Source organism: Marinomonas pontica (assembly GCF_036322735.1).
Taxonomy (GTDB): domain Bacteria; phylum Pseudomonadota; class Gammaproteobacteria; order Pseudomonadales; family Marinomonadaceae; genus Marinomonas; species Marinomonas pontica.
Genome location: NZ_AP027271.1, coordinates 1,874,102 through 1,886,396, shown reverse-complemented (window position 1 = coordinate 1,886,396; position 12,295 = coordinate 1,874,102). Strand labels below are relative to the sequence as shown.

11 protein-coding genes and 1 other RNA gene are annotated in these 12,295 nt (G+C 45.9%); 11 read left to right on the top strand and 1 reads right to left on the bottom strand.

Annotation, left to right across the window (positions count from 1 at the left end):
* Positions 1 to 194 precede the first annotated feature (194 nt).
* An RNA gene (ffs, locus tag AABA11_RS08830) (signal recognition particle sRNA small type) lies at positions 195 to 291 on the top strand.
* 240 nt (positions 292 to 531) lie between these two features.
* Here the strand turns inward: ffs and AABA11_RS08825 are convergent.
* Positions 532 to 678 (bottom strand): hypothetical protein, encoded by a 147-nt coding sequence (locus AABA11_RS08825; protein ID WP_338267117.1) that lies wholly within the window; start codon positions 676 to 678, stop codon positions 532 to 534.
* A gap of 252 nt (positions 679 to 930) precedes the next feature.
* Here AABA11_RS08825 and umuD point away from each other — a divergent pair, with 252 nt between their 5' ends.
* From umuD to AABA11_RS08775, 10 genes are all read left to right on the top strand, one after another.
* Entirely contained in the window at positions 931 to 1,377 is a 447-nt protein-coding gene (gene umuD / locus AABA11_RS08820; RefSeq protein ID WP_265729833.1) for a translesion error-prone DNA polymerase V autoproteolytic subunit, read from the top strand.
* Positions 1,377 to 2,648, top strand: coding sequence for a translesion error-prone DNA polymerase V subunit UmuC (gene umuC, locus AABA11_RS08815; protein WP_338267113.1), 1,272 nt, complete (start codon positions 1,377 to 1,379; stop codon positions 2,646 to 2,648). Before umuD ends, umuC begins: the two co-directional genes overlap by 1 nt.
* 102 nt (positions 2,649 to 2,750) lie before the next feature.
* Entirely contained in the window at positions 2,751 to 3,620 is an 870-nt protein-coding gene (locus AABA11_RS08810) for a 2Fe-2S iron-sulfur cluster-binding protein (protein ID WP_338267111.1), read from the top strand.
* Between the two features lie 49 nt (positions 3,621 to 3,669).
* A complete protein-coding gene (sbcD, locus tag AABA11_RS08805) occupies positions 3,670 to 4,947 on the top strand; it encodes an exonuclease subunit SbcD (RefSeq protein ID WP_338267109.1) in 1,278 nt (425 codons plus the stop codon).
* On the top strand, positions 4,944 to 8,642 hold the full coding sequence (locus AABA11_RS08800; RefSeq protein ID WP_338267107.1) for an AAA family ATPase: 3,699 nt from the start codon (positions 4,944 to 4,946) through the stop codon (positions 8,640 to 8,642). Before sbcD ends, AABA11_RS08800 begins: the two co-directional genes overlap by 4 nt.
* Positions 8,643 to 8,959: 317 nt before the next feature.
* Positions 8,960 to 9,685 (top strand): septum site-determining protein MinC, encoded by a 726-nt coding sequence (minC, locus tag AABA11_RS08795; RefSeq protein WP_265729838.1) that lies wholly within the window; start codon positions 8,960 to 8,962, stop codon positions 9,683 to 9,685.
* 60 nt (positions 9,686 to 9,745) lie between these two features.
* Entirely contained in the window at positions 9,746 to 10,555 is an 810-nt protein-coding gene (gene minD / locus AABA11_RS08790; RefSeq protein ID WP_338267103.1) for a septum site-determining protein MinD, read from the top strand.
* Position 10,556: 1 nt separating this feature from the next.
* Positions 10,557 to 10,814 carry a cell division topological specificity factor MinE gene (gene minE, locus AABA11_RS08785; RefSeq protein WP_265730111.1) on the top strand — a complete coding sequence of 86 codons (258 nt, stop codon included), beginning with the start codon at positions 10,557 to 10,559 and terminating at the stop codon, positions 10,812 to 10,814.
* A 194-nt stretch (positions 10,815 to 11,008) separates the two neighbouring features.
* On the top strand, positions 11,009 to 11,419 hold the full coding sequence (locus tag AABA11_RS08780; RefSeq protein ID WP_338267100.1) for a cytochrome-c peroxidase: 411 nt from the start codon (positions 11,009 to 11,011) through the stop codon (positions 11,417 to 11,419).
* Complete coding sequence (locus AABA11_RS08775) at positions 11,412 to 12,194, top strand: cytochrome-c peroxidase (protein WP_338267098.1); 783 nt, start codon at positions 11,412 to 11,414, stop codon at positions 12,192 to 12,194. Before AABA11_RS08780 ends, AABA11_RS08775 begins: the two co-directional genes overlap by 8 nt.
* Positions 12,195 to 12,295: the final 101 nt, after the last annotated feature.

Sequence of the window (12,295 nt, the reverse complement as noted above, 5' to 3'; positions counted from 1 at the left end):
CGTATCTTACCGTAAATGTTACCCGCGTTATAGGCTGAGGCTAAAAAGCGCAAGCACAGGATAAGAGAAGGAAAGGGCGCTTGATAAGCAAAAAGATTTAAGTATTTGAAAATACATAAGAAAGGCGGTTGATATTTCGTATTGGCTGCGTATAATTGCGCCCCAAGGTCAACAGGCCTCCTTTATGGTGTCTCTGCTGGTCCCCTCGCAACGATAAACCGTTAATCTGGTCAGGTCCGGAAGGAAGCAGCCACAGCGGTGGACTTGTGTGCCGAGGTGCGGCTGGTAGAGATGCCACCTTAATCTCCCCTAAATTTCTAAAATCTCCTTTTTTTTACACCAATACTTATTTCATTCTTTTGTGTTTCTATAAATATTTTCACGATGTGCCGTCACGTCTCTAGTGCCTTTACACTGACTCGAACTTGCCTTGCCCCTCGCTGCTGAACCTAAACAACATCACTTGTAGGGCAGGATAAGCGAAGCGCAGTCTGCCGTGAAAGTGCAGCTTTCTTTTATGTGAATTTGGGGTCAGATGAAAAATTGATTGTGAACGATGCAGCCAAGCCCTTTTTCATAGTAGAAAGCATCACCGTTGTACCCGTCATCGATACCATATAAATGATTTAAACCATCTGAACTACCAACAACTCGCCAGAATCCCAACCAAACTCGCATGGGTCGACCAAATCATTGGGCGAGTCAAAGGTGTTATGGTCGCCTTTATTGCCTTTTTCGGATGTACAAAAATACTTAAGTGAAATAACTGAAAAATCTTATATACCTTTTAAATACCGCCTTCGGGTGGTTTTTTTATGTTTGCCGAATAGGCAGCTGTTTTGCGTTGAATGCTCTTCTTACAAAAATTCACTTGGTCATTCGTGTCGCTTAAAACTATACTGTATAAATATACAGTATTTATGGTGGCTTATGCGTGTTTCTTATCTTGGTGTTTCTGAGTCGGCTTCGTTTATTGCGGCAAACAGTGTCCGCATTCCTCTTTATGTTGAAGGGGTTTCTGCTGGTTTTCCATCGCCTGCTCAAGATTTTGTTGAGCGTACTTTAGATCTTAATGAGTTTTGTGTCTCTCACCCGGCATCGACCTTTTATGTGCGTGCCCAAGGCGATTCTATGATGGACGCTGGTATTTTATCTGGTGATGTTTTGTTGGTGGATAAGTCGTTGACGGCTCGTCATGGGGATATTGTGATTGCTTGTATTTATGGGGAGATGACGGTGAAAACATTGGAACTGAAGCCCAATGTTCTATTGCGCCCAAAAAACAAAGCCTACAAGGCTATTTTGATTACGGAAGAGTCTGAGTTTGAGATTTTTGGTGTTGTTACTAGTGTGATTAGAAAGTATGAGCGTGGCTGATGGCTTCGGTTTTTGCGCTTGTTGATTGTAATAATTTTTATGCCAGTTGCGAAAAGTTGTTTCGTCCAGATTTAAGGCATACGCCTGTTGCGGTGTTGTCGAATAACGATGGCTGCATTGTGGCGCGATCTAAGGAAGTGAAAGCGCTGGGAATTAAGATGGGGGTGCCGATGTTTCAGGTGCAGGATGAGATAAGAAAACACGGCATTGTGTGCTTTTCATCCAACTATGCTTTGTATGCGGATATGTCGAATCGGGTGATGACGATCTTGGAGGAGGAGGCACCACGCCTGGAAGTGTATTCCATCGATGAAGCTTTCATGGATTTAACAGGTGTGGATCACGTGACGGATTTGCTGGCATTTGGCAAGCATGTAAAAGCCAAGGTCGATCAATGGACGGGCATTACCGTTGGTATTGGTATCGCGCCAACTAAGACGCTGGCGAAGCTCGCCAACCACGCCGCGAAGAAATACCCTGCAACCGGATCTGTGGTTGATTTAACGGACCCTGAGCGACAAAGGCGCTTGCTGGCTTTGTTAGATGTGAGTGACGTATGGGGCGTTGGCCGTCGTACTACGGCAAAGCTAAAGGCGAGAGGCATTCATACTGCGTTGGATCTTGCTAATGCTGATCCGAAATCCATTCGTAGCGAATTTTCTGTGGTGTTGGAGCGAACCATTCGAGAATTGAATGGCGTGTCGTGCTTGGATTTGGAATTAGTCAGGCCAACCAAACAACAAATCATTTGCAGTCGATCTTTTGGTCATAAGGTGACGGATAAGCAAGAACTACGGGAAGCGATCGCCAAGTACACAACGCGCGCTGCCGAGAAATTGCGCGGTGAAAAACGTCTTTGCCGAGTAGTGAGTGTGTTTATTCGTACTAGTCCGTTTATCCCAAACGAACCGCAGTACTCGCAAACGCTTTCTGCTGAACTTCCTAATCCAACCGATGACACGCGAGATTTATTAGAAGTCGCTGGCGTGCTGTTTTCGCGACTCTGGCGTGATGGTTTTCGCTATATGAAAGCAGGAGTCATGCTCACTGACTTCTATGAACATGGCGCTGTCCAAGAAGATTTATTTCGGCCAGCGGCACACCAAATTAAATCAAAAGCGTTCATGAATGTGGTGGATCAAATCAATCATAGTGGTCTTGGGAGTGTTTTTTTTGCTTCGCAAGGCGTTTCATCGCAATGGGTCATGAAGCGCGAGCATTTATCGCCAGCCTATACAACAAGATGGAACGATCTGCCAAACGTGTTTTAAATGCTGTGAAACAGTGATTTTCTTTTTGGGGATGCATTTTAATAAAGGGCGAGGGTGAAACGTTAGAATATGTCATAATAGCCTGATCAAAGATGAGGTGGAATGATGGATTCACAGTCGCTGACAATAGAATTGGATGATGAGCCGTTTGAGGTGGTTTTGGGTGATAATTTGTTGTCGTCGTTGCTTTCTCAGGGTGCGGATGTTCGTTACGGTTGTTGTGCTGGCGCGTGTGGGGCGTGTTGTCTTTATGATACGAGCAATGGCGAGTCGATCCTGTCTTGCCAAACCGCGATTTCTTCGTCTATGTCATTAACTCGGCAAATCCCGGCTGAGACTTCTACTTTTTCTGTGTTAAACACTCTTTCTCTTAATGGCGATTCTATCGAGTTGACTCTTTTAGGGCCTAGCGATGAATCGTTTGGCGATCGTGTTGTTGTGTCTTTTTCGTTTTGTGAATCCTCTCGAAATCTATTTCGCCAGTCATCGAATGTTTATGAGTGCATGGTTCTAAACTCGGCGGGAGCGCCGTTGAGAATTGTGCTTCAGAAGGAACGCCTTTCCGATGAGGATTGGTTGCAAGCCTTGATGTTGTCTGCGGGTGATCCGTTGGCGGTTCAGCTATCAAAGGGCATTAGAAAGGGGCGTTTGTTGTTTGAAATGGACATCGCCGATGCGCCCGTGGTGGTGATCGCTTCTCCTGACAATGCCTTGCTGGAATCTTATTGGCGCGAGTCTTTGTTGGATTACACGGCGAAGTTTCTCGGGCATTTTACCTTGCTGGCGAATGAGACATTAGCCGAGAGTTTGGCGGATGATGCGTTGACGGCTTTTCTCCAAACGGCGCAGGCTAATTCTGGCGGTGCTTCGTTACAGCTTATTTATCATGGTCAAAACGTGTCTGCTCAGGATTGGAATAGGGTGTTGCGTCCTTTGCGGATTCATCCGAATCAGCTGCATTTTGTTCGGTAGTTCGACCGTTTTTTTTTATGTCTATTTTTATATTCAACGGATTCTATAAATGAAAATTCTACATACCTCAGACTGGCATCTTGGTCAGCATTTCATGGGGAAATCCCGACGTGATGAGCACAAAGCCTTTATTGATTGGTTATTGGCGCTGGTGGACAAAGAGTCTATTGATGCGGTGATTATCGCGGGGGATGTTTTCGATACCGGTTCGCCACCAAGCTACGCGCGAGAAATGTACCATCAGCTGGTATTGGATATGAAAGCGCGCCAATGCCAGTTGGTGATTGTCGCGGGGAATCACGATTCGGTCAGTATGCTAAACGAATCCAAGAGCTTGCTGACCTATCTCGATACTCAAGTGTCTAGCCAAGCCAATCTTGACGATATCGACTCACATGTCATTCCGTTAAAAGACAAGAAGGGCGAGGTTTCCGCTTGGGTTTGTGCTGTGCCGTATTTACGACCAAAAGACGTGATGCAAAGCGTTGCAGGGCAATCCGAACAAGATAAGAAACTTGGTTTGCTGCAGATGATAGGTGATTTTTACCAACGAGTGTTTGATGCTGCCTGTGAGAAAAATAACGCACTGAAAACACCTGTGCCGATTATTGGTACTGGGCATTTAACCGCAGTAGGTGGGCAAGTGAGCGAGTCGGTTCGTGACCTTTACGTTGGCACTTTGGAAGCCTTGCCGACATCGGTGTTTCCGGCGTTTGATTATCTGGCGCTGGGGCACATTCATCGTGCTCAGCCAATCAGTAAAAGTGGTCGATTTCGTTACAGCGGTTCGCCGATTCCATTGAGTTTTGACGAATTAGGGCGTGACAAAACCGTGGTGATATTCGATACCGCTTTGTTAGATGCAGACACTTTTGTTGAAGATTTGTTTGCTGAGTCTGTGGACCCAGTTCAGTTGGTAACGATTCCGAATTTCCAGCCTATGGCGAGTATGAAGGGGAATTTGAAAGAGGTAATCAAGCAGATTTCAGCGTTGGAATTGGCAGAAGACAAGATCCTTTGGTTAGAGGTGACTGTGATCGCTGATGAGTATTTGAGTGATGTGCATAAGCGCTTGCTGGAGGTCATTGACGGCAAACCTATTGAGTTGCTGCGCGTGATGCGCCGCAGTGCGATCGAGAAAAAGAATGAAGGCTTTGAGGCGCGTAAAACCTTGTCGGAATTAACCGTTGGTGATGTGTTTGAGCAGAGTCTTAAATCCAATTTAGAACTGGACGAAGACGAATCTGACATCCTGACCGAGCTGTTTAATACGTGCTTGGTGGAGCTGAAAGAGCATCAGCAAGACGGTGAGGAGAAGCAATCATGAAAATTTGCAAACTGCGCCTGAAGAATTTGAACTCCCTAAAAGGCGAATGGGAAATCGATTTTACCAAAGCGCCGTTTGATGACGCTGGGGTGTTTGCCATTGTCGGGCCGACGGGCGCAGGTAAGTCGACTTTGTTGGATGCAATCTGTTTGGCTTTGTACCATGAAACACCGCGTTTAAAAGTGTCACCAAGCCAGAACGATGTGATGACGCGCCACACGTCAGAATGTTTGGCGGAAGTGGAATTTGAAATAAAAGGCAAAGGCTATCGTGCTTTTTGGAGTCAGCGACGTGCTCGCGGCCAAAGCGATGGTAAGTTGCAGCCAATGACGTGTGAATTGTGCGAGCGTGATGGCACCATCATTACCACCAAAATCAACGAGAAAATCGATAAGATAGCCGACCTCACAGGTTTGGATTTTTCGCGTTTTACCAAGTCTATGTTGCTGGCTCAAGGTGGCTTTTCGGCCTTTTTGAATGCCTCTGCCAATGACAGGGCAGAACTGTTAGAAGAGCTCACTGGCACAGAAATTTATGGTGATGTATCCAAGTGGGTGTTTGATAAGCACAAGCTCGAGAAGCAAGCCATCGCGTCACTTGAGCAATTTAATGAGCAAACCCAACTATTAACCGAAGATGCCTTTGCTGAGCTAAAAAAGGCCGAGCTGAGTTTTGAATCGAATGAAAAAGCCAATGCTGACGCGTTAAAGCAACACCAAGCGGCATTAGAGTGGCGGCGTACAGAAAAGAAACTGCAAGAGCAAGTGATTCAATATCAGCAACAGGTTGATGAGGCTAAGCAAGCGTTGGCGGATTTTTCGCCTTTGCAATGGCAGCTTGAACAAGCGCTCACGGCGCAGGTTTTGCAGCCAGATTATGACAAGCAGCAGAGCTTAAAATCGCGTTTGGATCAGAATCAGGCGGATGTCAGTCAATACACCGAAACACAACAGGCACAGCTGAAGCAAAGCCAGATATTGACCGAGTCCGTTGAGCAAGCAAAAGAGAAATTGTCGCGAGCGCGAGCGGATTTGGAGGCCTTGAATAATAAGATCAATGATGACATTCAGCCTATCTTATCTCGCCAAGAAAGTGTGAAAGCTCAGCATCAGGATGGGGTGGCTCGATTACAGCAAGCGGCAGAAAAAGCCGATAATCAGCAGGCGCAGCTAAAAGCCGTGACTGAGAAGCAAGCGAACATTGATAAGGCGTGTGACGAAACCAAAGCCATTTTGAATCGTTGGGTATCGCCCGAAAAAATTGAAGCTCAATTAGCAAATTGGCAGCATCAGGTGCAAAGCACAGAGGTGAATGCACGCGCTATTGCCGAGCTTGAGATGAGCATTGATCAAGGCTCAAAAAACTATGAGGCCGCTCGCTCTGTCCATGGAAATAATCAGGCCAAGTTAGAGCAGGAGCAAGCCAGTATAGGTGAGCGCCAGCAAGCATTGCAAAGCGCAGTGGGTGCTTTCATGCAAATGTCATCGCAACGTGAGTATGCCGATTGGCAGAAAGGTTATCACCAAACTGAACGTGCTCAGTATAACGCGAAATCTCTTTGGAAGCAGTTTCATCACTACCAAGATCAGCAGTCACAACTGGCCGAGCTGGATGCGAATTTGACTGCAATGGCAAGCCGTATTGAGCAACAGCAAAGCCAGTTAGAGCAACAAAGACAAACCTACAAAGACAAGCTTCGTCATCAAAAAACAATTGAAAAACTCGCTGAGGCGGAGCGTCATATTGTCGCTCTAACGCAGCTGCGTAACGAGTTAGGTGAGCATGATGCTTGTCCGTTGTGCGGTGCCGAAGAGCACAATCTTGCCAATGCCTTGTATCAGACAGATTCTGGCAGCCAAGAAGAGTTCGCTGTATTGGGCAAAGAGCTGGATAATTTGAAGGCTCAAGGTATGCAGTTGGCGGCTGACTTGGAATCCATGCAACGCGAGTTGGCGTCTGGTCAAGCGCGACGACAGCCATTAATAGAGGGTTTATTGGCAACCGAAAAAGATCTGAAAGAATGGGTGGCGTCATTAAATCAAGATCAGGGTGTTAATTTGTCTGACAGAGAACAGATCTCTGCTCTGGTGCAAAAGGTTGAGCAAGATTGGCTGGCGCTGCAAGACATTGCGCCTAAGCTCGAAGCCTTACACCAGTCTCGTGTGGCTTTAGAAGCTGAGTTACAGGAGCTAGTGGCTCAGCAGCAAATGACACAACAGCAGGTTTCGCAAGATCAGAATCAATGTCAATTGCTCTGGCAAACCTTAGAAGCGAATCAACAAAATTTGGTTGCTAGGAAAAGTGAGCAAGAACAAATCATTGGGCATTTACGTCACGACATGCAAAAGGCAGGTGTGCCAGATGGCTATTTTGATTTGCCGCTGGCTGAGTCGTTAGTGCAATTGCAAGAAGCGATGCAGCAATGGCGTGACAGCAAGGCGGGTTATGATGCTTTGTTGCAGCAGCGTGAGCAGTTTGGCTATGAAAGAAATAATTTAGAAAGCACGCTCAAAGAGAATCAGCAGTTACGCGATGATGCGCAAGGTAAGGTGACTAAGCTGGATGCGAGCCTGGCGGATATTGCTCAGCAGTTGTATCACTTGCTAGGCGATAAGAGTGTTAGCGAACTTCGTCAAGAAACGCAGCATCTGGCGGATCACGCTCAGGAAAAGTTAGAGAAAGTCGAAGCGGAACGACTGCAGCTTGCTCAAGCGTTGGCATCGAGCCAAGCAACACTAGAGGCATTGAATAAGACCCGTCTGGCGTTGACGGAAGAATACGATGCTGTGCTTGTTCATTGGCAAAAACTACTGACTGAGAAAGGGTTCGAGAGTGATTCGGCTTGGCAGCAGGCGAGTTTGCCTACAGAAGAAATCGCTCAGCACCAAGCAACGCTTAAACACCTTCAGGAAGCGGTTTCTAGGTTGCAGACATTGTTTACTCAGTCTGATGATTCTTTGTCGAAGCATATTGAAAAACGCGCGGAGTGTTTGTCCTTTGGTGAGTTTTCGCTTGAAGAACTAGAAGAGAAATACGCCCAACTTGATACAGAACGTCAGGCATTGCATCGTCAGTGGGGGGGGATTACTCAGCAGGTTCAAGAGGAGACGCAACGCAGGGAGCAAGTGGCGAAATCTAAGGAAGCGTTAGAGGTACGTCGAGACGCTTTCATACATTTAGAGCGTTTGAACCATTTGATCGGTTCGGCGGATGGCGCAAAATTTCGCCGCTTTGCACAGAGTTTGACCTTGGATCATTTGGTCTATTTGGCCAATCAACATTTGGATATCTTGCATCGTCGCTATCAATTGGTTCGAAACGAAGAGGCTTTGTCTTTGTTGGTGGTGGATACGTGGCAAGCCAACGCCTCACGAGACACAAAAACCTTGTCTGGTGGAGAGTCTTTCCTAGTGAGTTTGGCGTTGGCGTTGGCGCTGTCTGATTTGGTGTCCCACAAAACCAGCATTGACTCTTTGTTTTTGGATGAGGGTTTTGGCACCTTGGATAGCGAAACGTTGGAATCCGCTCTTGATGCCTTGGATAATTTGCATTCTTCAGGTAAAACCATTGGTATTATTAGTCATATCAGTGCGCTTAAAGAGCGCATTCCGGTGCAGATTAAACTGACCAAGCAGAGTGGATTGGGGGTGAGCCGTCTTGCCGCTGAATTTGCGGTGCGTTCTGCAGAGGAGTAGGTTGTTTTGAAGCGTGTTTTGCTGGTTAGTTATGGTGCAAAAGTTTTCCCCAGATTAATGGGAACAAGTATGTAAGTAAGTTGTAAAATATTAACTAAATCAAATGGTTAATCTTTCGTTCATTATTGCGCATTTTACGTTATCCTTAGCACTATAAGGGAGCAGGTGACTGCTTTTCATTACTGTAAAGAGAGTGTTGTGCTGACTTTCATTAATCGTTCAGCTTGATAGAATGGTTTTTCGTTGCTGTTGATGAAAGTTTGGCACGGCTTGGTTGTATTTAGAGCCATTTAAGGTATTAAAAAAGGACAGTTTGCATGACAGACTCAGGCTTCCGGCTTAAAGGAAGTGTCGTTACAACGGTTTTGTTAGAAGTTCAGGTGTTTTCATTGGATGACATTGTGTTTCATCTCAAAGAAAAGATTGAGCAAGTGCCGCATTTCTTTCATCAAGCGCCGATCATTATCGATATTTCGAAAATGAAAAGAGGAATTATCCTTGATGAGTTCGAAACGTTGATTCAATCCGTCAGTGCTCTTGGGTTAGGAGTGATTGGTTGGCGTTGCGATCCCGATAATCTTCCTGCATGGAAATCGTCCGTGACTATTCCGCTTTTGCCCGCGAGCAAAGCGAGGTCTATCAACGCGGCGCCGACAGTGAAAGAAGAAGCTAGCCCTGATGTGGTAGTAAAAACGGTTGTTGAAGAGCGTTTAGTCCCGCAGGCGACTAAGGTGATCACAAAACCTATTCGGTCGGGTCAGCAAGTTTATGCCGAAGGCGATTTGATTATTCTGGCGCAAGTCAGTGCGGGCGCTGAAGTATTGGCAGACGGCAATATACATGTTTATGGTGCGTTAAGAGGCCGAGCTTTAGCGGGTGTGAAAGGCGATGTGGACGCACGAATTTTTTGTAAAAGCATGGAGGCCGAGTTGGTTTCCATTGCGGGTAATTTTATGTTGAGTGATGCGCTGCAAAATATCGTTTGGAAAGACAGCGCGCAAGTGTTATTAGTTGACGATAGCTTAGAAATCGTACCGCTTTAAGGTTCATTATTTATTTTATTATTTGGATAAACTCAGGTGAGTTTATCGGGGGATATAGCATTGGCAAAGATCATAGTAGTCACCTCAGGCAAGGGTGGTGTTGGCAAGACAACATCCAGTGCTGCTATTGGGACTGGAATTGCGTTAAAAGGACATAAAACCGTTATTATTGATTTTGACGTGGGCTTGCGTAATCTGGATTTGATTATGGGCTGCGAACGTCGCGTCGTGTATGATTTTGTGAACGTTATTAATAAAGAAGCCACGTTGTCTCAAGCGTTAATTAAAGACAAGCGCACGAAAGATTTGTTTATATTGCCAGCGTCTCAGACTCGTGACAAAGATGCACTGACGATTGAAGGGGTTCAGGAGGTTCTCGAAGAGCTTGCTAAAGAATTCGATTACATCATTTGTGACTCTCCAGCAGGCATTGAAAAAGGCGCTCAGATGGCGCTTTACTTCGCCGATGCGGCCATTGTGGTGACTAACCCTGAGGTGTCTTCTGTTCGAGATTCGGATCGTATCCTTGGCATTTTGCAGAGTAAGTCTAAACGTGCGGAAGAAGGAAGATCACCGATAGAAGAGCATTTGTTGCTAACGCGTTACCACCCTGGACGTGTTGCTTTGGGTGAAATGCTGAGTGTTTCTGATGTGGAAGATATTTTGGCGATTCCATTATTAGGTGTGATCCCTGAGTCTGAGGCAGTTTTGAAGGCGTCTAACCAAGGGACGCCTGTGATTTTGGATACAGACTCGGAAGCGGGCTTGGCTTATATGGATGCCGTTGATCGTTTGATGGGTGAAGAGCGTCCTCTGCGTTTCTTAGAGGTGCAGAAAAAAGGCTTTATCAAACGTTTGTTAGGGGGTTAGAGTGGGAATTTTTGATTATTTTAAAAGTAAAAGTGCACCTACCTCAGCGTCTGTTGCGAAGGACCGTTTGCAAATTATTGTTGCCCATGAGCGCAGTAAGCGCCATCAGCCAGACTATTTGCCTCAGATGCAGCAAGAAATTATTGATGTCATTCGGAAGTACGTAAACATTGGCAATGAGGACGTGCAGATCCAGTTGGATAATACGGACGATTGTTCGGTTCTGGAGTTGAATGTTACTTTGCCAGAGCAGAATTAGTTCTAATTCTGCTGGTAAGGATTGATTGGGAAGGCGCCAGATAACACTTTTCATGTGTTATCTGGCGCTTTTTTTTGTTGAGTGGCCCGGCTGCTTTTTATCATTTAGGTAAATTGAAAGGTCATGCTTTTGCGAACTATTATCATCGGTGTACAATTCACCCCATTCATTATCGATTTATAGAGTGCATTTTAATGTTGCGTTTTTCATTTGGGGTTGTTGCTGTTGCTCTGCTTATTTCGGCTTGTAGTGAGCCCAAACATTTAGCAGAGAAACCTAAATCAGCGCATTTTTCTGCCGAACTTCCTATTCCGATGACTGACCCAAAGGCGATGCTGGGGGCGCAGTTATTTTTTGATGTGAATTTGTCTAAAGAGCGAAATCAGTCTTGCGCTACTTGTCATGACTTGGCAAATGGATTTGTAGATAAAAGGCAGGATGCGCTGCTGGGTGCTGTCTCGTTAGGCAGTGATAGATTGTCTATGGGGAGTCGAAATACGCCGACAGCGGCGTATGCGGCATTTTCTCCGTCATTTCATCGTATGCCTAACGGCGAATATCGGGGGGGGGCAATTCCTAGATGGGCGCGCCTCTGGTTTGGCTAAACAAGCGGAGGGGCCATTAGTAAATCCCGTCGAAATGGCAATGCCAGACAGCGCCGCTGTAGTGAGTCGAGTCAAAGAAAACTCGCGTTATGACAATGTATTTCGATCCATTTATGGGCAAGATGTTTTAAACGACTCGGATAAGGGGTATGCCGCTATTGCCGATGCAATTGCTACGTTTGAAAAAACATCCATGTTTATGCCGTTTGATTCTCGGTATGATCGGGCGTTGCGGGGCGAAATTAAGCTTACGCCGCAAGAGGAGCTGGGAAAGACCTTGTTCTTCTCTCAGCAATTTACAAATTGTAATGCTTGTCACCAACTGAGTTCGTCACCATTTAACCCGCAAGAGACATTTACAAATTACGAATACCGGAATATTGGTGTGCCAGCCAACCCCGATTTGATGGCGCAAAATGGCAATAAAAAAGACTTCGGATTATTGGATAATCCTGCCATCAATGACCCTAGACAGGCGGGTAAATTTAAAGTGCCGTCTTTGCGGAATGTGGCTGTGACTGGGCCTTATATGCATAACGGGGTGTTTCAAGATCTGCGTACTGTTGTGCTTTTTTATGATAAATACAACAACCCGAAACGTGTAATTAACCCGGAAACAGGTCAGCTATGGGGTGAGCCTGAGGTGCCTGAGAAAGTGGATTTGGCAACGTTGGAAAAGGCGCCTGCCTTACCAGATAGGCGAGTGGATGCGATCGTGGCTTTTCTTAAGACCTTAACCGATCAGCGTTACGAGCCATTGCTTAATGGGCAGTAGTTCAGCGAATAGATGAGCTGTTCTGAATGCTCAGATATAACTCCTTATTGTTTTCGTTGATAAAACTGGTCAGAAAGACAAAATTTTATTACATTGACCCT

Coding starts and splice junctions, on each gene's coding strand:
- AABA11_RS08810 (WP_338267111.1), top strand. CDS start 2,751: ATGATGGATTCACAGTCGCTGACAATAGAATTGGATGATGAGCCGTTT.
- AABA11_RS08800 (WP_338267107.1), top strand. CDS start 4,944: ATGAAAATTTGCAAACTGCGCCTGAAGAATTTGAACTCCCTAAAAGGC.
- AABA11_RS08825 (WP_338267117.1), bottom strand. CDS start 678: ATGCGAGTTTGGTTGGGATTCTGGCGAGTTGTTGGTAGTTCAGATGGT.
- minC (WP_265729838.1), top strand. CDS start 8,960: ATGACAGACTCAGGCTTCCGGCTTAAAGGAAGTGTCGTTACAACGGTT.
- umuC (WP_338267113.1), top strand. CDS start 1,377: ATGGCTTCGGTTTTTGCGCTTGTTGATTGTAATAATTTTTATGCCAGT.
- sbcD (WP_338267109.1), top strand. CDS start 3,670: ATGAAAATTCTACATACCTCAGACTGGCATCTTGGTCAGCATTTCATG.
- umuD (WP_265729833.1), top strand. CDS start 931: ATGCGTGTTTCTTATCTTGGTGTTTCTGAGTCGGCTTCGTTTATTGCG.
- AABA11_RS08780 (WP_338267100.1), top strand. CDS start 11,009: ATGTTGCGTTTTTCATTTGGGGTTGTTGCTGTTGCTCTGCTTATTTCG.